18 protein-coding genes are annotated in these 25,137 nt (G+C 70.6%); 9 read left to right on the forward strand and 9 right to left on the reverse strand.

Features of this window, described 5'->3' with window-relative positions; translation table 11 throughout:
- Positions 1-26 precede the first annotated feature (26 nt).
- The 3 genes from WG209_RS01460 (at position 27) to WG209_RS01470 (ending at position 3,576) form a co-directional block, all read left to right on the forward strand.
- Positions 27-659 (forward strand): SpoVG family protein, encoded by a 633-nt coding sequence (locus tag WG209_RS01460; protein WP_337173210.1) that lies wholly within the window; start codon positions 27-29, stop codon positions 657-659.
- 532 nt (positions 660-1,191) lie between these two features.
- Entirely contained in the window at positions 1,192-2,412 is a 1,221-nt protein-coding gene (locus WG209_RS01465) for a TIGR03118 family protein (protein WP_337173211.1), read from the forward strand.
- 237 nt (positions 2,413-2,649) lie between these two features.
- The gene (locus WG209_RS01470; protein ID WP_337173212.1) at positions 2,650-3,576 is read left to right on the forward strand and encodes an alpha/beta hydrolase; all 927 of its coding nucleotides are present in this window, start codon (positions 2,650-2,652) and stop codon (positions 3,574-3,576) included.
- Positions 3,577-3,592: 16 nt separating this feature from the next.
- Here the strand turns inward: WG209_RS01470 and purQ are convergent, their stop codons facing one another.
- The 6 genes from purQ to WG209_RS01500 form a co-directional block, all read right to left on the reverse strand.
- On the reverse strand, positions 3,593-4,369 hold the full coding sequence (purQ, locus tag WG209_RS01475; protein WP_337173213.1) for a phosphoribosylformylglycinamidine synthase I: 777 nt from the start codon (positions 4,367-4,369) through the stop codon (positions 3,593-3,595).
- Positions 4,370-4,412: 43 nt separating this feature from the next.
- On the reverse strand, positions 4,413-5,243 hold the full coding sequence (locus WG209_RS01480; RefSeq protein WP_337173214.1) for an NYN domain-containing protein: 831 nt from the start codon (positions 5,241-5,243) through the stop codon (positions 4,413-4,415).
- A gap of 75 nt (positions 5,244-5,318) precedes the next feature.
- Entirely contained in the window at positions 5,319-8,186 is a 2,868-nt protein-coding gene (gene purL, locus WG209_RS01485) for a phosphoribosylformylglycinamidine synthase subunit PurL (RefSeq protein WP_337173215.1), read from the reverse strand.
- 27 nt (positions 8,187-8,213) lie between these two features.
- Positions 8,214-9,083 (reverse strand): prephenate dehydrogenase, encoded by an 870-nt coding sequence (locus tag WG209_RS01490; protein ID WP_337173216.1) that lies wholly within the window; start codon positions 9,081-9,083, stop codon positions 8,214-8,216.
- Positions 9,084-9,236: 153 nt separating this feature from the next.
- Positions 9,237-10,565 (reverse strand): FHA domain-containing serine/threonine-protein kinase, encoded by a 1,329-nt coding sequence (locus WG209_RS01495; RefSeq protein ID WP_337173217.1) that lies wholly within the window; start codon positions 10,563-10,565, stop codon positions 9,237-9,239.
- A gap of 94 nt (positions 10,566-10,659) precedes the next feature.
- A complete protein-coding gene (locus WG209_RS01500; RefSeq protein WP_337173218.1) occupies positions 10,660-12,324 on the reverse strand; it encodes an AMP-binding protein in 1,665 nt (554 codons plus the stop codon).
- A 283-nt stretch (positions 12,325-12,607) separates the two neighbouring features.
- Here WG209_RS01500 and WG209_RS01505 point away from each other — a divergent pair, with 283 nt between their 5' ends.
- Both WG209_RS01505 and WG209_RS01510 read left to right on the forward strand, forming a co-directional pair.
- Positions 12,608-15,718 carry a PSD1 and planctomycete cytochrome C domain-containing protein gene (locus tag WG209_RS01505; RefSeq protein WP_337173219.1) on the forward strand — a complete coding sequence of 1,037 codons (3,111 nt, stop codon included), beginning with the start codon at positions 12,608-12,610 and terminating at the stop codon, positions 15,716-15,718.
- A gap of 17 nt (positions 15,719-15,735) precedes the next feature.
- Positions 15,736-17,172, forward strand: coding sequence for a DUF1501 domain-containing protein (locus WG209_RS01510; protein ID WP_337173220.1), 1,437 nt, complete (start codon positions 15,736-15,738; stop codon positions 17,170-17,172).
- On the opposite strand, the gene WG209_RS01515 is transcribed toward WG209_RS01510, so the two are convergent.
- From WG209_RS01515 to WG209_RS01525, 3 genes are all read right to left on the reverse strand, one after another.
- Positions 17,153-17,926, reverse strand: a complete 774-nt coding sequence (locus WG209_RS01515; protein WP_337173221.1) for a tetratricopeptide repeat protein — start codon at positions 17,924-17,926, stop codon at positions 17,153-17,155. The two genes, WG209_RS01510 and WG209_RS01515, sit on opposite strands and share 20 nt — an antisense overlap.
- A gap of 90 nt (positions 17,927-18,016) precedes the next feature.
- On the reverse strand, positions 18,017-18,646 hold the full coding sequence (locus WG209_RS01520; protein ID WP_337173222.1) for an isochorismatase family cysteine hydrolase: 630 nt from the start codon (positions 18,644-18,646) through the stop codon (positions 18,017-18,019).
- Positions 18,647-18,726: 80 nt separating this feature from the next.
- The gene (locus WG209_RS01525; RefSeq protein ID WP_337173223.1) at positions 18,727-19,707 is read right to left on the reverse strand and encodes a sialidase family protein; all 981 of its coding nucleotides are present in this window, start codon (positions 19,705-19,707) and stop codon (positions 18,727-18,729) included.
- A 780-nt stretch (positions 19,708-20,487) separates the two neighbouring features.
- Here WG209_RS01525 and WG209_RS01530 point away from each other — a divergent pair.
- Genes WG209_RS01530 through WG209_RS01545 form a run of 4 tightly spaced genes read left to right on the forward strand, consistent with a single transcriptional unit; the run spans position 20,488 to position 25,075 of the window.
- Positions 20,488-21,747: an MFS transporter gene (locus tag WG209_RS01530; RefSeq protein ID WP_337173224.1), complete on the forward strand. Its 1,260-nt coding sequence runs from the start codon at positions 20,488-20,490 to the stop codon at positions 21,745-21,747.
- On the forward strand, positions 21,725-22,561 hold the full coding sequence (locus WG209_RS01535; RefSeq protein WP_337173225.1) for an HAD hydrolase family protein: 837 nt from the start codon (positions 21,725-21,727) through the stop codon (positions 22,559-22,561). Before WG209_RS01530 ends, WG209_RS01535 begins: the two co-directional genes overlap by 23 nt.
- A gap of 46 nt (positions 22,562-22,607) precedes the next feature.
- Complete coding sequence (locus tag WG209_RS01540) at positions 22,608-23,708, forward strand: aldo/keto reductase (RefSeq protein WP_337173226.1); 1,101 nt, start codon at positions 22,608-22,610, stop codon at positions 23,706-23,708.
- A 17-nt stretch (positions 23,709-23,725) separates the two neighbouring features.
- Positions 23,726-25,075 (forward strand): amidohydrolase family protein, encoded by a 1,350-nt coding sequence (locus tag WG209_RS01545; RefSeq protein ID WP_337173227.1) that lies wholly within the window; start codon positions 23,726-23,728, stop codon positions 25,073-25,075.
- Positions 25,076-25,137 lie beyond the last annotated feature (62 nt).

The following is a 25,137-nucleotide window of genomic DNA, read 5'->3' on the forward strand; positions in this document are numbered from 1 at the left end:
GAACGCCTCGTAAAGGAGTACCGGCTGTGGAGATCACCGAAGTTCGCATCAAGCTCATGGAAGACAATTCCGGGAGCAACGAGAGGCTGCAAGCCTTCTGCAGCATCACGTTCGACGACATGTTCGTCATCCGCGACCTGAAGATCATCGAGGGGGCCAAGGGCTTCTTCGTGGCCATGCCTTCCCGGAAGCTGACCGACCGCTGTCACAACTGCGGCACCAAGAACCACCTGCGCAGCCGGTTCTGCAACCAGTGCGGCTGCCGCCTGGACGAGAGCCGCGCCCTCCGCGACGCCGACGGCCGCGCCAAGCTGCACGCCGACATCGCCCACCCGATCAACTCCATGTGCCGCGAGAAGATCCAGGCAGCCGTCCTCTCCTCCTACGCCGAGGAGCTGGAGCGGGCCAAGATGCCGGGCTACGTCTCGCGCTACGACGACTACGACGCCGAGGACTACGACATCCCGTACGAGACGCACGCCCCGGCCGCCCACGCCGCCGAGCCGCCGCTGCGTCGCGGGCCGCTCCGGGGTCACACCCAGCACGCCCGCGCCGGGCAGTCGATCCTCCGCGGGCCCCACGTCGCCCACCGCAAGGAGACGGCGCACGAGAACGCCGCCCCCGAGCACCGCGACTCCTCCTTCGGCAACGGCATCTGATCGCCCCCCCTCGGGCGACCGGCGCAACGAGCCGGGACCGACGCGAGGCCTCTCACCGAGGCTCCGGGTCGGCCCCGGCTCGCTTCATTCACCCCGGCCGCCACGCCCCCTCGCCGCCTGACGCACTCCCCCCCCCCGCGCCCTCGGGCGAATCGATTAGCCCATCGGCCCCTCCTCCCCGGGTCGATCGTCGACGGCCACGCCCGGCGGCCTCGCCGGCTCGAACGCACTCCGCCGTCATAACCCCCCGCCTCTCCGGAAGGCCGATCATCATGAGGGGCCGCGGGGGTTCATTCGAAATATTCGGAAATGAAGAATATGTTGTTGTGGTTTTCGTGACTCGGTGGTATCCCGGATCGGTCGCCGGGCCCACGGGCGTTCCGATCCGTCGACGACATCATATTCGTCGCGGACGCTCCTAGGCTTCCTCGAGAGGGGGCCTCGGCTCCTCCGTCGCCCCGAGGCGGAACCTCGCCCTGGCTTCGCCGGCGTTCCTTCGCTCCGCCATGACGTCCACGGAGGCGGTCATCCCATGCGAAACATCGTGCGAACCGTCCTGCTCGGGGCCTCGGGCCTCCTCGCGTCGACCGGGACGCGGGCCGAATTCTTCGTGCCGACCAACCTCGTCTCGAATCAGCCCGGCGTCGCGAGGCTCGAGGACCCCGACCTCGTAAATCCGTGGGGCGTATCCTTCGGCCCGACCAGCCCGGTCTGGGTCTCGAACAACGGGACCGGCACGTCGACCCTCTACTCGGTGGACGGTGCCAACATCCCCACTAAGGTCAACCTGACGGTCATCATCCCGGGCGACGGCTCGGTCACCGGCCAGGTGAACACCTCCGGCGCCCCGGGCGGCTCGTTCAACGGCGATAACTTCCTGTTCGTCTCCGAGGACGGGACCATCTCCGGCTGGCGCGGCGCGCTCGGGGACCGCGCGGAGATCTTGCAGACCGGGGATCCCTCGAACGTGTACAAAGGGGCCGCGTTCGCGACCATCGGAGACCATTCCTACCTGCTTGCCGCCGAATTTCGCTCCGGCACCATCGACGTAATCAAGGGAGACCCGGACGCCCCGAATCTCGCCGGGAGATTCGAGGATCCCGGCCTCCCGTCCGGATTCGCCCCCTTCAACGTCCAGAACCTGGGCGGCACGATCTTCGTCGCTTACGCGAAGCAGGGTTCCGGGGGCGAAGAGGAGACCGGCGTCGGCCTGGGCTTCGTCAGCAAGTTCGACCTGGAGGGCAATTTCATCGGGCGAGTCGCCACGCAGGGCCCGCTCGACGCCCCCTGGGGGATGGCCATCGCGCCCGACTCCTTCGGTTCGCTCGGCGGCTCCTTGCTCGTCGGCAACTTCGGAGACGGCCGCATCAACGCCTATGACCTCGCCTCCAGCACCTTCATCGACCAGTTGAGGGATGCGTCGGGCAACCCGCTGAGCATCGACGGCCTATGGTCCTTGACCGTGGGGAACGGGTCGCGCGGCGGCTCCGCCGACGCGGTCTACTTCACGGCGGGGCCGGACGATGAAGCCAATGGCCTGTTCGGCGTCATCACCGTCGTGCCCGAGCCGTCATCGGCGGCCTTGCTGGCGACGGCCCTGGCCACCGGGATCGGCGTCGGGCTCCGTCGACGGCGAGCGCCCGGGTCGTGCCCTGGTAGAAGGGCCCTTCGTCGGAAGCCAAGGTCCCACGCTCCGGTGTCGAGACCGCCGCGAGAGAAGGGAAGCATCCGGGACGCCGCTCGCTCACGATGAAGTTGCCACGCCTCATCAGGGCCCGTGGCATCCCGGGAGCCCTTCCCAGGCGTCTTCGACCGCGCCGACAGCGATAACCAAGGCCGAGCTATCGGGCCGCGAGAAAATTGTATGGCGTCGGGCCCCGCGGGCGGCCAAACTGACTCTACTTCGCGGCCCCGGTCGGCTCCGCGGACCGAACTCGGGGAAGACGCGGACGAGGCCGAGGGTTAGGAGAATCATGAGCCGGGGGAACGCATGGGCATCGATCCGACGCTTTCCCGGCTCCCGAGCGATCCCGACCGCGCCCGCGCGGCCCGCCCGCGGCCGACGCGCGTGGCGCGAAGGCTCGCAACGCTCGCGGGGCTGACCGTCGTGGGTTTCTTCGCCACCCTCTACGCCGCGCAGGCGAACATGATCTTCCCCGGCTCGGCCACCCAGGGGCTGCCGGAAGCCGTCGTCCGCGCGGGCCCCGGCGAGGAGCTGGTGCGGCTGCCGACGCCGGGCGGCGAGGTCGTCGCCCTGTTCGGCCCCGCGTTGTCGGCCGACGGCCGGCCGCTCGACGACGCCAGATCCCGCCCCGCCGTGGTCTTCTTCTACGGCAACGCGATGTGCCTGGCGTACTCGCGGCTGGAGTTCGACCGCCTGCGCCGGCTCGGGCTGAACGTCGTCATCCCGGATTATCTGGGATACGGGATGAGCGGCGGCAAGCCCTCGGAAATCGGCTGTCGCCAGGCGGGCGAGGCGTGCCTGACCTTCCTGAAATCGCGGGGATTCCCGCCGGGGCGAGTCGTCGTCGGCGGCTGGTCGCTCGGCGGCGCGGTGGCGATCGATTTGGCCTCGCGTCACGAGGTCGCCGGCCTGTTTGCGCTAAGCACCTTCACCAGCACGATGGACATGGCGAGGACGATCTTCCCCCTCCCCCCGCCCGCCTTCCTGTTCCAGCACAAGTTCGAGAGCCTCGCGAAGATCAAGACGGTCAAGCGCCCGATCCTCCTGGGCCACGGCCGCCGCGACCGCATCGTCCCCTTCGCGATGTTCGAGCGCCTCGTCGCCGCCTGCCCGGAGCCTCCGGCCACGCTGATCATCGACCGCGCCGAGCACAACGACTACCTGGACATGGCCGGCGCGAGGCTCGACCGGGCGATCGCGGAGCTGGTCACGAAGGCGACCGCCCCGCGATGATCGAGCCGTCTTGCCGTCAGGCCAGCGCCGCGACGGCGCCGCGGAAGACCTTCAGGCCGTGGCCCTCCGCCCCGAGCTTGTCGCCGAGGCGGGTCCAGCGCGGGTGGTGCAGGGGGGAGACGAACCGTTCGGGGTGGGGCATCAGGCCGAAGACGCGGCCGGAGGGATCGCAGATCCCGGCGGCGGCGAGGCGGGAGCCGTTGGGGTTGGCGGGGTACTCCTGGGTAGGCTCCAGGTCGGCGTCGGCGTACTTCAGGACGATCCGGCCGGCGTCGTCCAGGGCGTCCAGCTCCTTGGCGTCGCTGGTGACGAAGCGGCCCTCGCCGTGGGCGACCGGCAGGTCGAGCGGCTCGTCGAAGTCGACGAAGGGCGAGATGCCGGGACGCGGCAGGAGGGTGACCCAGCGGGACTCGAATCGGCCGGAGTCGTTGGTGGCGAGGGTCGCCGCGCCGTCGGCGTCGTCGCCGGGGAGGAGGCCGCAGCGGACCAGGACCTGGAAGCCGTTGCAGATGCCCATCAGCAGCCCGCCGCGGTCGTGGAACCGCCGGAGCGCGTCCCCCAGGCCGCGGGCGAGGTGGACGGCCAGGATCCGGCCGGCGCCCAGGTCGTCGCCGTAGGAGAAGCCGCCGGGGATGGTCAGGATCTGGAAGAGGTCGAGGGTGCGGGGCTCCTCCAGCAGGCGGCCGACGTGCCAGGTCTCCGCCCGCGCGCCGGCGAGCCGCCAGGCCTCGGCGGTCTCCTCGTCGCAGTTCGTCCCGGGCGCCCTCAGCACGATCACGCGCGGCGTGGCCATTGCGGTCTGCTTCCCTTTCGTTCGCGTCTTGAGTCGGTCGGGTTCAGTAGGAGGAGTCGGACGAGTTCGACGGGTTGTCGGGCTCGGCGGCGCGGTAGGCGAGGTTCCGCCGCACCAGCTCGGACTCGTAGACCTGGACGACGAAGTCGGCGGCGATCTTCAGGCGGGAGGACGACCCCTTGCCGGGGAACTCGGCCGGCGAGCCCTTGCGGAACTCGGCCACGCCGACGTGCTTCGACCTGCCCTTCACGTAGTTGATGCCGGGGATGCCGTCGGCGTCGCCCGAGATCAGCAGCGCGATGTCGTAGGTGTCCTGCAGCGCCACCATGTCCACGGCCAGGCTCGTGTCGAGCCCCTTCTCGTTGACGGTGTGGTTCAGGAGGTCGACCTTCCAGTGCCCCTCCTGGCGAATCTCCACGAAGTCGGTGGCCGACTGCACGCCGTGGTAGAAACGCTTCTTCTTCTCCAGCGCCCGCCGCTTGATGTCGTACCACTCGCGGGTCTCGGCGAAGCAGGCGTTCCACGCCTCCTCGACGCGGCGTTCGGGCGGGATGTCCGGGTTGCGGTGGAGGACGTCCTCGATGTAGGAGTCGCGCAGGCGGGGGTTGACCTCGAACCGGGCCCGGAGCCGCGCCTCGGCCTTGGGATCGTTGAGGTCCCACTCGTCCATCTTGCCGACGACGTACCAGTAGATACGCGAATGCTGGGCGGTCGGCCACCGCGACCCCTCGGCGAACGTCCGGCCCCAGAAGTGGACGCTCTGCTCGAAGACGTGGCGGTAGAACGCGCCATAGTCGTCGACCCGCAGGTTCAGGTGCTTGAGCACCCCGTCCAGGTTGGAGCCGTCGACGAACGTGACGAACCTCAGCATCATCGGCCTTCTCTCGGGTTCAGCGGATTCTTATGACAATATATCCATGACCGCGCCCGGGGGGCGGCTTTCGACCAGTCACCAATTCAGGGGCTCGCGCCAGGCGTTTTCCATGTCGGCCAGCGATGCGTCGATCACGCGGCCCCCCGCCAGGCCGTCGATCGTCAGACGACGGGCGGGCGTCGTCGCGCCGATCTTCGCGAACGGCACGCCGGCCAGCGTCGCGGCCAGCTCCTCATAGCGGGCGGGCTCGACTTCCAGCAGGAACCGAGAGGGCGATTCCGAGAACAGCAGGGCCGCGTCCGACGCCGCGCCCGCGTCGCGCGGGGCGTCCGCCAGCGAGACCTCGGCCCCGAACCCGCCGGCGAAGGCCGACTCGGCCAGGGCGACGGCCAACCCCCCCTCGCTCAGGTCGTGGCAGGAACGCACGAGGCCGCCGGAGATCGCCCGGTGCAGGGCGCGGAAGGTGGCCAGGCCGGCCTTCGCGTCGACCATCGGGACCGTCCCGCCTTCCAGGCCGCGGGCCTCGGCCCAGAGCGAGCCGCCGAACTCGGCGCGGGTCGTCCCGACCAGGACGACGAGGTTGCCGGCCGCCTTGAAGTCCATCGTCACGCAGCGGCGCGCGTCCGGCACCTGGCCGATTGCGCTGATGAGGAGCGTGGGGGGGATCGCCAGGCTCTCGCCGTCGTGGGCGTACTCGTTGTAAAGGCTGTCCTTGCCGGAGATGAACGGCGTGCGGTACTCCAGGGCGAGGTCGCGGCACGCCTGCGCGGCGCGGACGAGCGAGCCGAGGGTCTCGGGACGTTCCGGGCTCCCCCAGCAGAAGTTGTCGAGAAGGGCGATCCGGTCCGGGTCGGCCCCCACGGCCACGCAGTTCCGCACCGCCTCGTCGATGACGCAGGCGGCCATCGCGTATGCGTCGAGCTTGCCGTAGCGCGGGTTGATCCCGCAGGAGACCGCCAGCCCGCGATGCGACCCGACGACCGGCAGGATCACCGAGGCGTCCCCCGGCCCCTGCTCGCGCTCGCCGACCAGCGGCTTGACGACCGTCCGCGCCTGGACCTCGTGGTCATACTGGCGGACGATCCACTCCTTGGAGCAGACGTCCCAGTGCGCCAGGAGCTTCATCAGGTCGGCGGTGAAGTCGGCCGAAGGCGGCGGATTAAGGGGCCTCGGCGCGGGGGTGGCGTCGGTCGCCGCGCGGACGACGTCGGGGCGGCCGTCGTGGAGGAACTCCATGGAGAGGTCGCCGACGACGTGGCCGTTGTAGCGGAGCGTGAGCCGGCCGGTGTCGACGAACTCGCCGAGGTTGGTCGCCTCGACCCCCTCCAGCGCGCACAGGTCGCGGAACGCGGGCCAGTGCTCGGGGGGGACGGCCAGGACCATGCGCTCCTGGGCCTCGGAGATCCAGATCTCGGTGTAGGAGAGGCCTTCGTACTTCAGCGGGGCCGTCTCCAGGTCGACGACCGCGCCGGTCTCGGCGCCCATCTCGCCGACGGCCGAGCTGAAGCCCCCCGCGCCGCAGTCGGTCACGGAGCGGAACAGGCCGAGGTCGCGGGCCCGGACGATGACGTCCAGGACCATCTTCTCGGTGATGGCGTCGCCGATCTGGACGGCGCCGCCGGAGATCGACTCGCTCTCGCTGGTCAATTCGACCGAGCTGAACGTCGCGCCGTGGATGCCGTCTCGCCCCGTCCGGCCGCCGATGGCGACGATCCGGTCGCCCGGCTCGACCGACTTGGACGACATGCCCCGCGGCAGGACGCCGACCGTGCCGCAGAAGACGAGCGGGTTGGCGAGGTAGGCCGGGTCGACGGCGAGCGCGCCGTTGACGGTCGGGATCCCCATCCGGTTGCCGTAGTCGCGGACGCCCGCGACGATCCCCTTGAGGACGCGCTTGGGGTGGAGGACGCCGGCGGGGAGCTGGTCGGCGGGGAAGTCCGGCGGGGCGACGCAGAAGACGTCGGTGTTGCAGATCGGCTTGGAGCCCAGCCCGGTCCCCAGGGCGTCGCGGATCACGCCGCCGATGCCCGTGTTCGCGCCGCCGTAGGGGTCGATGGCGGAGGGGTGGTTGTGGGTCTCGACCTTGAAGCAGACGTCGTGCCCGTCGTCGAACCGGACGACGCCGGCGTTGTCGCTGAAGACGCTGACGAGCCAGTCGAGGTCCAGCTCCTTCGTCGCGGCGAAGATGGTGCTCTTCAGCAGGTTGTCGATGACCTTGCCGTCGAGGTCGATCTTGCCCCGGAGGGTCTTGTGGGAGCAGTGCTCGCTCCAGGTCTGGGCGATGGTCTCCAGCTCCGCGTCGGTCGGGTCGCGGTCGAGGCCGCGGAAGTGGGCCTGGATGGTCCGCATCTCGGCGAGGCTGAGCGAGAGCTGGCCGTCCTTGCTCGCCTTCACGAGGGCGTCGTCGTCCATCGCCCGGATCGGCACCTCGACGAGCTTGAATTCGTAGGGTCGGCCCTCGCCCAGGCGGTCGAGCCGGAGCGGGCCGACGACGGCCTCCTCGACGGCCTCGTTGGCCAGCACGCGCTGGACGAGCCGGGGGAGCTGATCGGCGGGGCCCTCGACGCGATAGCTGCGGATGCTGCGGGCGGCCTCGGCGGCGTGGCCCAGGTCGCGGAGCAGGGAGAGCGCGCTCTCGGCGGCCGGGTCGGTCACGCCCGCCTTGGGGAAGACGTGGACGATCACGCCGTCGCCGTCGGCGGCCGGGCAGGGCCTGACTTGGAAGCGCTCGACGACCGGGTCGACGAGGACCTGACGCGCGGCGGCGGCGACGTCGTCGGCCGAGAGGGGGCCCTCCACCAGGAAGCCGCGGCTGGCCGCGACGCGCCAGGGGCCGGCGAGGCCGGATTCGGCCGCCTCCTGGGCGACCCGGAGGCCGTCGGCGTCGGTCTGGTCGGGGGCGGGTTCGATGTCCAGGTGCCAGAGCATGTTCGATTTCAACACGACTAAGATGGCCTTTCGATCGTCCGGTCAGGCATTCGGGCCGGGAGGCTGGCGGGCCTCGAACAGGGCGCGGCGGGCGCGGGCGTCGTCCCACCACCGCCGGATCGACTCCTCGTCATCGGTCATCAGGGCGTACTTGAGGGCGGAGAGCCGGTCCTGGAGCTTGCCGACGGCGTTCATCAGCGGCCCGCGGTTCTCGCGGAAGATCGCCGTCCACAGCTCCGTGTCGGCCCCGGCGACGCGCGTGCCGTCGCGGAAGGCGCCGGCGGCCAGCGGGAGCCAGTCGGCCGGGACGGCGGAGGCGAGCGAGGCGGCCAGGGCGTGGGGCAGGTGGCTGGTGAAGGCCACCACCTCGTCGTGCTCGGCCGGGCCCATCTCCACGATCCGGCACCCCAGGGCCGACCAGAACGCGCGGGCGCGGTCGACCATGGCGCGCGGCGTCGTCGCCGAGGGGGTCAGGATGCAGACTCGGTCACGGTACAGGTCGGCCCGGGCGTGCGCCGCCCCGGAGCGCTCGGAGCCGGCCATCGGGTGGGCGGCGACGAACATCCTGGCGGCGCGGGGGGTCTTCTCGACGGCCTCGACGATGGACCGCTTGGTGCTGCCGGCGTCCGTGACGAGCGCCGATCGCGGGGCGAGCTCCGCCGCCCGGCGGACGTCCTCGGCGACGCGGCCGACCGGCGTGCAGATCACGACGACCTCGGCGTCGGAGACGCCGCTCGCCAGGTCGACGGTCCCGCGGTCGATCGCGCCGAGGTCCCGGGCCTCGTCCAGCCGCGTCATGTCGCGGCCCACCCCGACGACCTCGCGGGCCAGGCCTCCGGCGCGGAGGGCCATGCCGATCGACCCGCCGATCAGCCCGACCCCGACCACGGCCACTGTCCCCAGACGCTCCAAGATTCGACCCTCGCCACTGGATTTCGGGCTCGCGCGGCCGGCGGCGAGGACCCCCTGGTCCGGCCCGCGTCTCGCCGGCCCTCCATCTTAACGTCGTCCCCCGCGCGAGACGAGACCGAACCGGAAGCGCCCCCCGGCCGGCCGCGCCGGGTCTCACGCCTGCGACGGGAGGACCAGCTCCTGCAACGCCTCGCCCATCGCCTGGGCGGACTTCCAGCGGGCGCGGGGCTGCTTCTGGAGCGATTTCATCAGGATTCGCTCCAGCTCCCCCGGGGCGTCGGGGCGGAAGGCCCGGAGGGGGATGGGGGGCGATTCCAGGATCATCTCGTAGGCGTTCCCCTGGCGGGGGTTGAATCCGTAGTACGGATATTGATGGGTGAGCAGATAATAGAGCGTGGCGCCGGCGCTGTAGATGTCGGCCGGCTCCTTGACGTCGCGGAATTCGAGGATGTGGTCGGGGGAGAGGAACCCCGTCGAGCCGCCGACGTCCCCCTGCCGGGTCATGGTGGAGAAGACGTTCCCGTCGGCGAAGCTCTTGGCGAGCCCGAAGTCCGAGAGCTTCACGCGGGGGCGGTGGACGGGGCCCATCACCAGCAGATTCGACGGCTTCACGTCGCGGTGGACGTATCCCCTCGCGTGCGCGTGGGCCAGCGCCGAGAGGAGCTGCCGCCCGATCTGCGCCGCGGACGCCACGGGGAGCGGCTGGTGGTCCCGCGACCACTCCAGCGCGTTCTGGCCGTCGACGTATTCCATCACCAGTTGATAGCGGCCGTCCACCTCGAACAGGTCGTAGAACGCGACGATGCCGGGATGCGCCTGGCCGCCGGGGGCCAGCAGGTCGCGCAGCACCTGGATCTCGCGCCGGAAGTAGTGGAACGCCTTCTCGTCGGGAGCGGCGCCCGCGAGCATCATCTTGATCGCCACGCGACGCCCGGTGGCAAGCTCCACCGCGCGGTACACTTCCCCCATGCCCCCCTCGCCGATCAGCTTGTCGATGAGGAAGCCGGGGGCGGTCTCGGGGAACCGTCGCCTCAAGGCAAGGCAATTGGGGCAGAGGACGGCGTCGGACGTGGGAAGCGTGAGGAGGCCTGTGACCTCGCCGGATCGGGAAACGTGGGCGTTCTCGCGGACGACGCGGGCCCCGCATCCCGGGCAGGGGGGGGCCACGGCGGCCCCTGGCCTGGCGCCGATCGCGACGACCTCGAAGCGGCTCTGGCCCGCCTCGACGACGTCGGCCTCGCGGAGCATCACGCGACGGACGCGCAGGCCGTTGACCTTGGTCCCGTTGGTGCTCCCCAGGTCGATCAGGTCGAGGACGCCCCCGGCATGCTCGATCTTGAAGTGCTCGCGGGAGAGGAGCAGGTCGCCGGTCATGGGGAAGGCCGCGCGCGAGGACCGCCCGACGACGAATGGCTCGGATCGATCGATCCGGCGCGATTCGCCGGCGTGCGGCCCGGACGTCACCCGAAGCATCAACTCCATGCGGCCCTCCGCGGCCTTGACGCTCGCCATTCTATCAGACCGGCGCGGAGAGGGGGCGCGACGGGCCGGGCCGGCGATCGGTGCTGTAGCGGTGTCAGCCTCGGGCCGGCTGACGGGACGCGACCTCGCGGAGCGCCTTCAGGTCGATCTTGCCGGTCCCGGTGATCGGGATGGCGTCGACCTGGATGAAGTCGCGGACGGAGGGGATCCAAAGGCGGGGGACGCCGGCGGCGATGAGCCGGCGGTGGATCTCGTCCGGGGTCGTCCCCATGTCGGTGTAGAGGACGCAGAGCCGTTCGCCGTGCCTCGGGTCGGGGACGGACGTGACGGCCACCTGCTGCTCGTCGACCCCGGCGGCCGACATCACGGCCGACTCGACCCCGACGTGCGGCACCATCTCGCCGGCGATCTTCGAGAACCGGCTCACGCGGTCGGTGATGGTGAGGAAGCCGTCCTCGTCGACGAACCCGAGGTCGCCGGTCGAGTACCAGCCATCCTTGAGCACCTGGGCGGTGGCCTCCGGCTTGTGGAGGTAGCCGGCCATCACCTGCGGGCCCTTCACGTGGATCAGCCCGGTCGCGCCGGGGGGGAGGTCTTCCCCGGTCTCGGGATGGACGGTCTTCACCGAGGTCCCCGGCACGGGGAACCCCACGGTCCCGGGCCGGTTGGCGTGGGCCGTCCCGCCACCGGGCAGGGCGAAGTCGGCCGGGACGTTCACCGAGACGACCGGCGACAGCTCGGTCGTGCCGTAGCCCTGCATGGGCTCGATGCCCAGGGTCGCCTTGATCTCTCGGTAGCACTCGTCCTTGAGCTTCTCGGCCCCCAGGATCAGGTGCTTGAGGGACTTGAACTGCTCCGGGCGGCACGCCTTGATGTACATGCGGGCGAACGTCGGCGTGCCGGCGACCAGGGTGACGCCGTGCTCCTCGCAGAGCTTGCCGATCGTCCGGGAGTCCAGGGGGTTGAAGTGATAGACGACCGACTTCCCCAGCACGAGCCCCGTCCACAGTCCGATCGTGTAGCCGAACGAGTGGAAGAAAGGCAAGATCCCGAGGATCACCTCGCGGTCGTCCAGGTTGATCTGCTCCTGCACCTGGAGCACGTTGCAGAGGATGTTCCGGTGCGTGAGCATGACCCCCTTGGGGTCGCCGGTGGAGCCCGAGGTGAAGATGATCGTCGCCAGGTCGTCGAGGCCGCGGTTTCGCAGCCCCGGCAGGAACCGGCCGAGAGCGGCCGTCGGGACGGCCTTCGCCACGGCGGCGGCGAACAGCTTGTCGGACGCCCGGACCTTCGCCGGCACGTCCTCCAGCATCATCAGCCCGGCGGAGGGCCGGATCGGGCACTTCTCCAGCACCCTGGCCGAGGTCAGGACCGTCTTGATCTGGCACTGGACGACCGCCGCGTCCACCATCGACTGGTTGGTCGTATAGTTGAGGTTGACCGGGATCTTCCCCAGCAGCCCCAGGGCCAGGTTGGCCACGGCCGACGGCACCATCGGCGGCAGCATCAGCCCGACGTATTCCTCCGGGCCCAGCTCGCGGGAGAGGACCCGGGCCAGGGCCGTCGCGCGAAGGAGGGTTTGCCCGTAGGTCAGCACGGCGCCGGTGCTGTCGCGCATGGCGATCCGGGAGGGATCGCGACGCGCCCGCCGCACGAAGGCGTGCGGAAGCGAACGCCATTCGGTCGGCAGCGGCGAGAGCGGCCGGAGGATCCCGTGGCCCCCCTGGGGGTCCCGACGAGCCCCGGCGCGGGGCTCCATGGATGCTGGGCTTCGGACGGCCTCTAGCACGACCTCGACTCCTCAATGAATCGGGCTTGACGAAGGGATGATTGAATCTACGCGAACCGCGACGCCGCGGCAACGTTAGGTTCCGAATCGGACGCGGGTTTGGATCACGATCCACGTGGGGGCCGCCGGGCGTCGGGATGGTTGTGCAATCGTCGAGGCGGATCGGGTACAATCACCGTTCCGAATACATCGAGCCTTCATCCCGCCGATCCGTGCGCCCACCACAACCGCCAGCCGTCGCGAGGACGGATCCATGATGATCGACCGACTCGTCGGAATGCGCCCCCTGGGTATCGCCGTCGCGCTCCTCGCCGGCCTCGTCGCGTCGGCGCCCGCCGACGAGCCCGAGCCGGCCCCCGCGGCCCGATCGGTGCGATTCGGCCGCGACGTGAGGCCGCTCCTCAACGATAAATGCTTCCAGTGCCACGGGCCCGACGAATCGCACCGCAAGGGGAAGCTTCGGCTCGACTCCTTCGACGCCGCCACCGCGCCCGCCGCCACCGGCTTCCCGGCCATCGTCCCCGGCGACCCGGAGGAGAGCGAACTGATCCGTCGGCTGACGACCGACGATCCCGACGAGCGGATGCCGCCGGCGAAGCACGGCGATCCCCTGTCCGCGAAAGAGGTCGAAATCCTCCGAGCGTGGGTCGCCGACGGCGCCGAGTACGAGGGGCACTGGGCCTTCGTCCCCCCCGAGCGGCCGGCCACCCCCGAGGTCTCGCGCCCCGACTGGGTCCGCAACCCGATCGACGCCTTCATCCTGCGCAAGCTCGACGAGGAGGGGCTGACGCCCTCGCCCGAGGCCGACAGGACGACGCTGATCCGCCGCCTTTCGCTCGACCTGACCGGCCTCCCCCCCAGCATCGCCGAGGTCGACGCCTTCCTCGCCGACGACCGCGCCGACGCTTACGAGCGCCTCGTCGACCGCCTCCCGGAGTCCCCCCACTACGGCGAGCGCTGGGGCCGCGTCTGGCTGGACGCCGCCCGCTACGCCGACTCCGACGGCTACGAGAAGGACAAGCCTCGCTTCGTCTACTTCTATCGCGACTGGGTCGTCCGCGCCTTCAACCGCGACCTCCCCTACGACCGCTTCATCGTCGAGCAGGTCGCCGGCGACCTGCTCCCGAATCCCGATCAGGACCAGCTCGTCGCGACCGGCTTCCTGCGGAACTCGATGATTAACGAGGAAGGCGGGATCGACCCGGAGCAGTTCCGCGTCGAGGCCCTCTTCGACCGAATGGACGCGATCGGCAAGGCGGTGCTGGGGCTCACCACCAGTTGCGCCCAGTGCCACACGCACAAGTTCGACCCGATCGAGCACACCGACTACTACCGGATGTTCGCGTTCCTCAACGACACCGACGAGGCGGCCGTCGCCGTCTACACGCCCGAGGAACGGCGGCGTCGCGAGGAGATCTTGCGCGAGACCGCCGCGATCGAGGAGGCGCTCCGCCGCGATCATCCCGACTGGGCCGATCGGATGCGGTCGTGGGAGTCGTCGAGGGCCCCGGGCCCGGACTGGACCGTGGTCCGCACGGACGTCGACGCCAACAACGGCACCGGCCAGAAGCACACGATGCAGGAGGACGGCTCGCTGCTGGCCTCCGGCTACGCCCCGACGATCCACGTCGACACCTTCACGGCGCTGGAGCCGGTGCCGGCGGTCGCGGCGGTCCGCCTGGAGCTGCTGAACGACCCCAGCCTGCCGCTGAACGGCCCCGGGCGATCCACCAAGGGTTTGTTCGCCCTGACCGACTTCCGCGTCGAGGTCGCCCCCGGCGACCGGCCCGACGAGTGGAAGGAGGCGAAGATCGTCCGGGCGACGGCCGACGTCAACCCGCCCGAGGCCGAGCTGGAGCCGATTTTCGACGACCGTAGCGGCAAGCGACGCGTGACCGGGCCGATCGACTACGCCATCGACGGCAAGGTGGAGACCGCGTGGGGCATCGACATCGGCCAGGGTCGGCGGAACGTCCCACGCCAGGCGGTGTTCGCGCTGGCGGAGCCGGTCTCGTTCCCGTCGGGCGTGCGACTCCGCTTCCGACTCGACCAGCGACACGGCGGCTGGAACAGCGACGACAACCAGAACAACAACCTCGGCCGGTTCCGCCTCTCCGCGACCGCCGCCCCGGACGCCACGGCCGACCCCGTCCCGGCCGCCGCCCGCGAGGCGCTGGCCGTCGCGCCGGAGGGTCGGACCCCCGACCAGGCCGCGGCCGTCTTCGCCCACTTCCGGACGACCGTCCCGGAATGGAAGGAGGCCAACGATCGGATCGACGCCCTGTGGAAGACGCATCCGGAAGGGGCGTCGCAGCTCGTGCTCCGCGAGCGCAAGCGCGTGACGCATCGCCTGGATCGCGGCGAGTTCCTCAAGCCGGCCGAGGTCGTCGAGCCCGGCATGCCGAGCTTCCTCAACCCCCCGCCGAGCACGCCGAACCCGACCCGGCTCGACTTCGCCGAATGGCTCGTCGACCGCGAGGCGCCCACCACCGCCCGCGCCATCGTGAACCGGGTCTGGCAGGCATATTTCGGGATCGGGTTGACGGCGACGAGCGAGGATCTTGGCACGCAGAGCGAGCCCCCCTCGCACCCGGAGCTGCTGGACTGGCTGGCCGTCGAGTTCATGGACGGCGGCTGGAGCTTCAAGCGGCTGCACCGGCTGATCGTCGGCTCGAACGCCTACCGGCAGGCGTCGAGCGTCACGCCGGAATTGCTGGCGATGGATCCTTATAATCGACTCCTGGCGCGCGGGGCGCGCGTGCGGGCCGACGCCGAGATCGTGCGCGACGTCGTCCTGGAGGCGGGCGGGCTGCTCGACCGGACCCTCGGCGGCCCCAGCGTCACCCCCCCGGCTCCGATGTTCCTGTTCGAGCCCCCCGCGAGCTACGGGCCCAAGAGCTGGCCGATCGCGGAGGGATCGGCGAAGTATCGTCGTGCCCTCTACACGTTCCGGTTTCGGTCGATCCCGTACCCGGTCCTCCAGGCGTTCGACGCCCCCAACGGCGACTTCTCGTGCGTGCGACGGAGCCGGTCGAACACGCCGCTCCAGGCGCTCGCCCTGCTGAACGAGCCGGTCGCGATGGACGCCGCGCGTTCGCTCGCCGCGCTGACGCTCTCCGAGGGGGGGGCCAGCGACGACGACCGGGTCACCTATGCCTTCCGCCGCTGCCTGGCCCGTCGGCCGACCGACGCCGAACGGCAGGTCCTGACGGACCTCCTGCGCAAGCAATCCGCCCGATTCGCCGCCGACGCCGACGCGGCCGCGAAGCTCTCCGGCGGCTCGGAGAACGCGGCCGAGCACGCGAGCTGGACCGTGGTGTCGCGCGTGCTCCTGAACCTGGACGAGACGATCACGAAGGAATAACGCCGGGGGGCCCTCCGATGAATTGCCAGGATCGCGAGTATCGCGGCCGGAACCCGATCGACGTGTCTCGCCGATGGTTCCTCGGCCAGTGCGGCGTGGGGCTCGGGGCGATGGCCCTGCGCGAGCTGATGGCCGCCGACGCCGTCGCCGGCTCGCCGGCGGCCGTCGGCCCGATGTCGCCCAAGACGCCGCACTTCGCCCCGAAGGCCAAACGCGTGCTATTCCTGTTCATGGCCGGCGGGCCTTCGCACCTGGAGATGTTCGACGAGAAGCCCCAGCTCGCGAAGTTCGACGGCACCCTGCCGCCGGCCGAGCTGCTCAAGGGCTATCGCTCGGCCTTCATCAACCCGGACGCGAAGCTCCTCGGCCCCAAGTTCAAGTTCGCCCGGCACGGCCGCTCGGGCACCCAGGTCTCGGAGCTGCTCCCGCACACCGCCGGCGTCGTTGATGAGATCGCCGTGGTGAAGGGGATGTGCACCGACTCCTTCAACCACGCGCCGGGGCAGCTCATGATGAGCACCGGCTCCATGATCTTCGGCCGCCCGAGCCTGGGCGCCTGGACCTGCTACGGCCTGGGGAGCGAGGCGAACGACCTGCCGGGCTTCATCGTCTTCAGCACCGGGAAGAAGGGACCTAGCGGCGGCAACTCCAACTGGGGCAGCGGCTTCCTGCCGACCGTCTACCAGGGCGTCCAGTTCCGCACCGGCGGCGACCCGGTCCTCTACCTCTCCAATCCCGACGGGGTCGACCAGGCCATCCAGCGCGATTCGCTCGACGCCATCCACGCGCTCGACCGGCACCGGCTCGACGCGATGGGAGACCCCGAGATCGCCACCCGGATCAACTCGTACGAGACGGCGTATCGCATGCAGATGTCGGCGCCCGAGGCGATGGACGTCTCGCGCGAGCCGAGGCACGTCCTGGACCTCTACGGCGTCGAGCCCGGCAAGGCCTCGTTCGCCGGCACCTGCCTGCTGGCGCGACGCCTCCTGGAGCGCGGGGTCCGCTTCGTCGAGATCTTCCACGAGGCGTGGGACCAGCACGGCAACCTCACGGCCGACCTCAAGGCCAACTGCGCCGAGACCGACCGCGCCTGCGCCGCGCTCATCCTGGACCTCAAGCAGCGTGGGATGCTGGAGGACACCCTGGTCGTCTGGGGCGGCGAGTTCGGCCGCACGCCGATGGTGCAGGGGGGCTCCGACGGCCGCGACCATCACCCGAACGCCTTCACCATGTGGATGGCCGGCGGCGGCGTGAAGCCGGGGATCAGCCACGGCGTCACCGACGACCTGGGGTTCGACGTGGTGGACCAGAAGGTCCACGTCCACGACCTGAACGCCACGATCCTCCACCTGCTGGGCTTCGACCATACCCGGCTGACGTACCGCTTCCAGGGCCGCGACTTCCGCCTCACGGACGTGCACGGACGCGTGGTCAGCGAGATCCTCGCCTGACCTGGTTGACCGCCAGCGGGTTCGAGAAGTGGTCGGCCAGGCGAGACAGGCCCGCGGCATCCTTGAGCATCTCGTCGGCCTCGCCGCGCAGGAGGCTCGCCTGGTTCGACCGGCCCAACTTCTCCAGCACCTCGGCGCGGGCGGACAGGGTGTCGGCGAGATCCAGGTTGGCGGCCTTATGGATGGCGGCGGCGCGGCGGTAGTTGGCGTCGGCCTCCGCCAGCGCGCCCGACCTGGCCTCGGCGTCGGCCAGCTCCTTGAGCGTCAACGCGAGGCGTCCGTCGTTGGGGCCCAGGAACTTCTCCTCCAGGGCCACCGCCCGGCGCAGGATGGGGACGGCGTCGGCGGGGCGGTCGGTCTCGCGGTAGACGAACGCCAGGAGGTAAAGGCTATCGAACATCACGTCGTCGCGGGTGCGCGAGTCGTGATCACGCGCCTCCACCACCCACCGCGCCAGCGGCTCGGCGTCGGAGTACCGCCCGACGGCGCACAGGACACGCGTCAGATCGTGGCAGCTTCGCGACATCAGCCGCGGATACTCCTTCTGGTACGGCCGGATGTATTCGATGGCGTGCGTGAAGCGGTCGCGGGCCAGTTCGAGGTCGCCGCGGTAGTACGCCCCCCAGCCCATGTTGTTGTAGAACGACCACGCCCCGTAGACCTCGGCCGGCTTGGGCGGTGCTTCGCCCGCCCGGCCGACGACGCACGCGACGGCGAGGAATGCCCCGAGCCCGATCCGCGGGAAGATCGACATCGCAAGCCTCCGATCGGCATGGAAGGAGAGACGGGGTCGTCCGGTGTTGATCTCTGAATATTCTCGACGGATCGCCCGCATTGTACGACGTCAGGGTTCCATCCGCAGCAAATTCCCGGTCGAGACGGCGAGCGGGGCGAGGTCGATCTCGGAGGAGGGCCGGACGTCGGCCTTGAGGACGCGCCGCATCAGGTTGAGCGCGGCGCGGTCGTCCGCCTCGTCGACGGCCGCCACGCAATCCTCGGGGATGATGAGCCCGTAGTCGCGCATGTAGGCGTCGTTGGCCGTGAACAGGACGCAGATGTCGGTCGTGACGCCGGCGAGGATCAGGGTCCGCGCGCCGAGGTACTGGAGCAGCGTCCCGAGGGTCGTGGAGAAGAACCCGGAATGCTTCGGCTTGATGACGATGTAATCCTCGTCCTCCGGCCGCAGCCTGGCCACGAACTCGCGGCCCGCCGCGTCGGGTTCCATGCAGCGTTCGACGAGCTTGTTGAAGTCGGAGCGCCAGCGCCCGAAATTGTCGTTGACGTAGACCACGGGCACGCCGGCCTCTCGCGCCCGCGCGGCCAGCTTGACGAGCGGCTCGGCGATCGGCAGGGCGTTGGCGAGGAGCTTGTCGGCGTCCTCGAAATCGAAGCGGTTGACGACGTCGATGATGAGCAGCGCGCCGTCTGCCTTATCGGGGGCGTTGCCGTGGAGGTCGGCGTTGCGAGGGGGCATGGGGCGGTCTCCTGAAAGGGCCGCCGGGCGTTACGGCAAAGCTCGTGCCGCGCCGCCCGACGCCCTCGGTCCGCCCGGCGTCAGTCCCCGGCCTTCTTCGGGAGCTTGATCCGGGCGAGGTAGATCGACGTCTTCCCCTCGTGGCCCGAGTAGTAGCTGACCCACAGCTCGCCGTCATGCTCGACGAGGCCGGGGTAGCTGGAGTCGCCGTTGGAGGGGAGCGCGAGGAACTCGGTCATCGTGCCGGCCTCGGGATCGATCCAGCAGAGCCCGGTGTGGACGTTCGGCTTGTGCAACCGGCCCCCGGCGACGAACCGGCCGTCGGCCAGGCGGAGCAGGGCGGGGCCCCCCAGGTGCTGGCCCAGATCCTTCCAGGTCCACTCCGTGTACGGGGGCTTCGAGGTGCCGAGCTGGTTCGTCCCGTCCTTGCCGTCGCGGCGGAGCAGGCAGAGGGCCGTGTCGTCCGGGAGCCACGCGAGGGCGGCCTCGTTGGGGAAGCCCTCGACGAACAGCTTCGGCGCGAGGACCTCCGCCTTGCCGTCCTTGCCGTGGTAGAGGCGCGTGTCGCGAGGCTCGACCGTGGAGTAGCCGACGACGTAGCCCTCGTCCTTGTGCCAGGCCGGTCGCCAGAGCCAGTAGTTCGGGTCGCCGATCCGGTGCGGCCCCTGCCATTCCTCGCCGTCGTCGGAGACCCAGACCAGCGACTGGTGCCTCGTCTTCGACTCGGGCGGGTAAGCGATCGCCCCGGCCAGCAGCAACTGGCCGAACGGCGTGATCGAGAGCTTGGGATCGCGCAGATCCCCCTCAACCGACGTGATTAGCGCGAGCGAGTTCCACTCCTCGCCGTCGGTCGAGGAGAGGACGCGGATCGCGCCGTCGGGCGAGACGTGCCCCGCGCCCTCGCGGAAGGTCATGAACCAGCGGCCTTCGTGGCGGATCAGGTCGGTGAAGGCGCTGTAGTCGGACTTGTCCCAGACGCGCTTGACGCTGACGATCTCGGCGGGGGCGGGCTCGGCCTGGAAGCAGGCGAGACCGAGGGAGACGAGGAAAGCGGCCGTCACGAGAGGTTCCTCCAATGGGTTGGATTAGGTCCCTTTCCCGGCCGATCTTCCGCGATCCCTCGCCCCGAATCCAGACGCCGGCGGCCGTTGACGACGCCGGGCGCGGCTTTCGTTCCTGGCGGACAGCCCCGTCCGGAGAATAATCCGAGATTCCTGAAATCCCGCCGGTCCAGGCCCCGACCATACGGTTGTTCGATGATGACGCTCCTTGACATCCCGGAAGCAGTTGAGGACCGGCGGGCCCAAGCGATGGCCCGCCTCGATCCCATCACCTCGCCCGCCGGAGGGGGCAGCCGGGCCAACGGCGGGCGCGAGTCGTCGCGCTTCGGAGTTGGCGCCGACGCGCAAACCATGAACCCCCACCATCTCAACATTCCCACGGCCGTCGCGCGGGCCATCGGGCTAGCCTCTCCCGGCGGGAGAGGGGATGCGCGTCCCACGCTCGTCGAGCGAGTGAACACTTCGAAAACGACGAACGAAGCTAACTCGGTTTCGTCGCAAGTTTAATGGCGCGTGTAGTTTAATGATCATTATGGGGAAGCCGCGGCGCGCGAACGAAGCCAACTCGCCAGGTCGCCGCCGCCCCGAGGCGTGGCGATCCAGGCGGATGGCTCGTCGCGGGATCCGGGAAGCCGGACGCTGATAACGAAAGGCGGACACACGACGCCGCGCTCGCCGCGAGGGGGCCGATCCGGTAGAATAGAAACGACCGGCACGCGGGCGGCCCGAGGCTCATGCGCCGGGCATCGCACGATCACGCAGGAATCGACGACCCGCCCCATGGACGACCCGCCATCTCGACGCTTCAACAGATTCCTCCCCTCGGCTCTCGTCTCGCCGAAGGGGCATGAAAGGCCGGCGACGTTCGCCCTGTTCGCCCTGGACGGCGTGGGCTTCGGCTCGTGGGCGGCGTACCTGCCGACCTACAAGTCGGCCCTCGGCCTGAGCGACGGCGGGCTCGGCGTGGCGCTCTTCGCCGTGGTGGTCGGCAGCCTGCTGTCGATGCCGGCGACGGGCCGGGCCCTCTCGCGGCGGAGCACGCGGGCCGCCACGCTCGTCGGCTGCGCGTCGTTCTGCCTGTCGATCCCGCTGGTGACGGTCGCGGCGACGATCGTCGGGACGATGTGGGCGTTCGTGCTCGCGGCGTTCGTGTTCGGCGCGACGAAGGGGATCATCGACGTCGCCGCCAACGCCCACGCGATCGGGGCGGAGGACGACGGCGGGGGGCCGCTCCTCTCCACCTGCCACGGCGGCTGGAGCCTGGGCGTGCTGATCGGCGCGTCGCTCGTGGCCGGGGCGCTGAAGGTCGGGATGCCTCCGCTCCTCGCGATCACGCTGATCGCCCTCGGGCTCCTGGGGGTGACCGCGGCGACCTCGCGGGCCCTGGTCGCGCGCAGGCCGACGCCGGCCGTCGGTGGCGCGCGGCGATCGGTCTGGCCGCGCGGGAGGCTGGTCCCGCTGGCGGCGCTGGCGTTCCTCGGCCTCTTCTGCGAGGGGGCGATGGGGGACTGGGCGGCGATCTTCCTGGCCGACGTCTCGCGGTCGTCGGCGTCGGCCGCGGCGTTCGGCTTCGCGGCGTACTCGCTGGTGATGATGTGCGGACGGTTCGGGGGCGACCGCCTCGTCTCCCGGCTCGGCCCGCCGCGCGTCCTGGCCCTGAGCGGGCTGAGCGTCGCCGCCGGGCTGGGGTCCGCGCTCATCCTGCGGGCCTATCCGGCGGCCGTGGCGGGCTTCGCGCTGGTCGGCCTCGGGGTCTCCAACGTGGTGCCGATCCTGTTCCGCTCGGCCGGGCGCGACGGCGACTCGGGCGCGGCGATCGCGTCGGTGTCGATCGTCGGCTACCTCGGGCTCCTCGCCGGCCCTCCCCTGATCGGGGCGCTGAGCCAGTGGGCCGGGCTCCCCGCCGCCCTCTCGCTCGTGGTCCTCACCGGGCTGGCCGTCGCGGCCGGCTCGCGCTTCGTCGACGACCGTAACGCGACCGTATTGGACACGTCAAAAACCCTGGAAGAAAGCATCCATGCCTGCGAACCGACCGTTTGAGTTCTCCCTGGCCGCCATCGACATCGACGAGACCCTGATCGGGCCCGACAAGAAGATCGGCCGCGCCAACCGCGACGCGGTCGCGGCGCTCCAGGCGCGGGGCTGCCGCGTGGTGCTGGCCTCGGGCCGTCGGCACGCGAACATGCTCCCGTACTGCGACGAGCTGGGGCTGGACGACTATGTCGTCTCCTCCCAGGGGGCCCGCGTCGAGCACGCCTCGACGGGCCGGGTGCTCTACCGCGCCCACCTCGACCCGGCGACGGCCGCCGAGCTGGCCGACGAGGGGCATTCGCGCGGGTACGCCGTGATGCTCTGGCTGGAAGACCGCGTCGTCGCGCGCGAGCCGTCGGAATGGATCGGTCGATACGAGAAGCTCTGCGACGACCCGGTCGCGATCGTCGACCTGGCGACGGTCGCCGGGCTGCCGATCGAGAAGGTCATCTGGGCCGCCCGCCCGGACACGATCTCCGAAGACCTTGAGCCGATGCGACGACGCCTGGAAGGCCGAGCCCTGACGACGATCACCGAGCCCTGGTCGATGGAGTTCAGCGCCGTGGAGGCCGACAAGCGGCACGGCGTCGCCGCCCTGGCGAAGCACCTGGGCGTCCCCCGCGAGCGCGTGCTGACCTTTGGCGACGGCAACAACGACGCCGGCATGCTCGCCTGGGCCGGCCTGGGCGTCGCCATGCCGCACGGCCGCCCCTCCGCCCGCTCCGCCGCGCGGATCGTCGCCCCGGAGGGGGACCGCGAATCGGCCCTGGCGCGGGGTGTGCAGGCCGTGTTCCGCCGCGCGGAAGGCGTCCTGGTCGCCTGAGCGCCCGCGCCCCATCGCGCCCCGCCCCTCTCCCGCGAAAGGACACATGATGACGACTCGACGCGAAATCCTGGCCGGGGCCGTCGCCGCGGCCGTCCTCGGCCCGAGCCGCGCGGGCAAGGCCGCCGACGAAACGTCGCCGAAGGGACGGGGCGTCGAGCGTTACCGGCCGCCGACCAGGCATGGCCTGGGGGGCGTCGCCATCGGCAACGCCTTCAGGCCGAACACCGACGAGGCCTCGCACGCCGCGATGCAGGCCGCGTGGGACGCCGGATCGCGCTATTACGACACCTCCCCCTGGTACGGGCTGGGCCTCAGCGAGCGCCGATTCGGGCAGTTCCTGGACGACAAGAAGCGCGACGAGTTCGTCGTCTCCACCAAGATCGGCCGGCTCCTGAAGGCCGACGAGTCGTTCGACAAGCCCCTGATGTGGAAGGACTATCCCCCCTTCCGCTACGAGTACGACTACACGGCCGAGGGGACGCGACGGTCGATCGAGGACAGCCTCCAGCGCATGGGCCTGGGCAGCCTGGACATCGTCTTCATCCACGACCTCTCGCCCGACAACGGCGACCTCGGCCGCGACTGGACCCGCCAGTTCGACGTCGCCATGAAGGGTGCCGCGAAGGAGCTGACCCGGATGCGAGAGGAGGGGATCATCAAGGCCTGGGGGTTCGGCGTCAACAGGATCGAGCCCTGCGTCATGGCGCTGGAGCAATCCGACCCCGACATCTTCCTGTCGGCATGCCAGTATTCCCTGATCGAGCACCAGGCCGCGCTGGACGTCCTGTTCCCGGCCTGCGAGGAACGAGGGGTCTCCGTCGTGGTGGGCGCGCCGCTCAATTCGGGCTTCCTGGCCGGGGTGGACCGCTACAACTACAGCGAGAAGATCCCGGAGCCGTTCCTCGCCAAGCGGGACAGGCTCCGCGAGGTCGCGAGGCGGCACGGGGTCGACCTCCGCAGCGCCGCTCTGCAGTTCTGCGCCGCGCCGAAGGTGGTCTCGGCCGTCATCCCCGGGGCTCGGGACGCCCAGCAGGCGTCGCAAAACGCCGCCTCCGCGAAGGAGAGCATCCCCGCGGACTTCTGGGCCGAGTTGAAGTCCGAAAAGCTCATCGCCGCCGACGCGCCGACCCCGGCCACCGCTTGACCTCGACGAGGATCGCCATGCGCGTTCGCCGAAGCTTCCTGCCGCTCCTGGCGTTCCTGGCCCTGGCGCCGACCGGCCTGGCGGACGATCGCCCGGTCGTCCTGACCCACGCCCGGCTGGTGGTCGGCGATGGGAGCCCCCCCGTCGACGGCGCCACGATCGTCGTCGCGGGCGGGCGGATCGCGGCCGTCCTCTCCGACGGCGCGGCCATCCCCGACGGCGCCGAGGTCCGCGACCTTCGCGGGAAGACCGTGACGCCCGGATTCATTAGCGACCACAGTCACGTCGGCCTGGTTCGAGGGACGTCGATCGACGCGGCGAACTACACGCGGGAGACCATCGAGGCCGAGTTGCGCCGGTACCGCGAATACGGCGTGACGACGGTGACCGCCCTGGGGGTGAACGGGCCCATCCTCGAAGCGGCGCGGTCCGACGCCCATGCCGGCCGACTCGGCGGGGCCGACCTGTGCGGCGTCGACCGCGGTGTCGGCGTGCCGGGGGGCGCGCCGCCACAAGCCGTCGTCAACGTCGGCCCCGATCAGATCATCCGCCCGCGAGACGCCGACGAGGCCCGCGCGGCGATCGACTCGATGGCCGATCGCAAGACGGATCTCGTCAAGCTCTGGCTGGACTCCATGGGTGGGGCCGTGCCGGCCATGAGCCCGGAGGTTTTCCGCGCCGCGATCGCTCGCTCCCACGAGCGCGGGCTCCGCGTCGCGGTCCATATCCACGACCTGGCCGACGCCAAGGCCGCCGTCGCGGCCGGCGCCGACATCCTCGCCCACGGCGTCCGCGACCTACCCGTCGACGACGAGTTCATTGACGCTCTCAAGTCGAAGGGGGTTTGGTACGTCGCGACCCTGGCCCTGGACGACGCCTCGTTCGCCTGGGCCGACCGCGCCGCCTGGACCCGCTCGCCGTTCGCCCGCGCGGCGCTATCCTCCGAGCTGGCGAGCCAGGTCGACGATCCGGCCTGGCGGGCGAAGGTGCTGGCCGACCCCAGGCTCGCGGCCTCGCGCTCCTCGCTCGCCATGAATCTGAGGAACCTCAAGGCGCTGGTCGACGCCGGGGCGAAGGTCGGGTTCGGCACCGACAGTGGCGCGACGCCCCTTCGCGTGGCCGGAATCGCCGAGCATCGCGAACTCTGGCTGAGCGTCGAGGCGGGCCTGACGCCGCTCCAGGCGATCGCCCTGGCGACCTCCCGCGCGGCGTCGGCCCTGGGACTGGAGGACCGAGGCCGCATCGCGCCGGGACTTCGAGCGGACTTCGCCATATTCGACTCCGACCCGACGGTCGACATCGCCAACACGGCGACGATCCGGGAAACCTGGGTGCTCGGCAAGCCGTACCCGCGCTCGCTGCCTTGAGCCGGACGGCCGCCGGCCGGTACGATGGATCTCACCGCCGCCGCGCCGGACGAGGCGACGTC

Source organism: Paludisphaera sp. (assembly GCF_037189885.1).
Taxonomy (GTDB): Bacteria; Planctomycetota; Planctomycetia; order Isosphaerales; family Isosphaeraceae; genus Paludisphaera.

What these genes read in the sequence shown, in the direction of transcription:
- WG209_RS01510 (WP_337173220.1), top strand. Translation starts at nt 15,736, where the DNA reads ATGAATTGCCAGGATCGCGAGTATCGCGGCCGGAACCCGATCGACGTG.
- WG209_RS01470 (WP_337173212.1), top strand. Translation starts at nt 2,650, where the DNA reads ATGGGCATCGATCCGACGCTTTCCCGGCTCCCGAGCGATCCCGACCGC.
- WG209_RS01540 (WP_337173226.1), top strand. Translation starts at nt 22,608, where the DNA reads ATGATGACGACTCGACGCGAAATCCTGGCCGGGGCCGTCGCCGCGGCC.
- WG209_RS01495 (WP_337173217.1), bottom strand. Translation starts at nt 10,565, where the DNA reads ATGGAGTTGATGCTTCGGGTGACGTCCGGGCCGCACGCCGGCGAATCG.
- WG209_RS01535 (WP_337173225.1), top strand. Translation starts at nt 21,725, where the DNA reads ATGCCTGCGAACCGACCGTTTGAGTTCTCCCTGGCCGCCATCGACATC.
- WG209_RS01515 (WP_337173221.1), bottom strand. Translation starts at nt 17,926, where the DNA reads ATGTCGATCTTCCCGCGGATCGGGCTCGGGGCATTCCTCGCCGTCGCG.
- WG209_RS01530 (WP_337173224.1), top strand. Translation starts at nt 20,488, where the DNA reads ATGGACGACCCGCCATCTCGACGCTTCAACAGATTCCTCCCCTCGGCT.
- purQ (WP_337173213.1), bottom strand. Translation starts at nt 4,369, where the DNA reads ATGGCCACGCCGCGCGTGATCGTGCTGAGGGCGCCCGGGACGAACTGC.
- WG209_RS01520 (WP_337173222.1), bottom strand. Translation starts at nt 18,646, where the DNA reads ATGCCCCCTCGCAACGCCGACCTCCACGGCAACGCCCCCGATAAGGCA.
- WG209_RS01480 (WP_337173214.1), bottom strand. Translation starts at nt 5,243, where the DNA reads ATGATGCTGAGGTTCGTCACGTTCGTCGACGGCTCCAACCTGGACGGG.
- WG209_RS01500 (WP_337173218.1), bottom strand. Translation starts at nt 12,324, where the DNA reads ATGGAGCCCCGCGCCGGGGCTCGTCGGGACCCCCAGGGGGGCCACGGG.
- WG209_RS01465 (WP_337173211.1), top strand. Translation starts at nt 1,192, where the DNA reads ATGCGAAACATCGTGCGAACCGTCCTGCTCGGGGCCTCGGGCCTCCTC.
- WG209_RS01545 (WP_337173227.1), top strand. Translation starts at nt 23,726, where the DNA reads ATGCGCGTTCGCCGAAGCTTCCTGCCGCTCCTGGCGTTCCTGGCCCTG.
- WG209_RS01505 (WP_337173219.1), top strand. Translation starts at nt 12,608, where the DNA reads ATGATGATCGACCGACTCGTCGGAATGCGCCCCCTGGGTATCGCCGTC.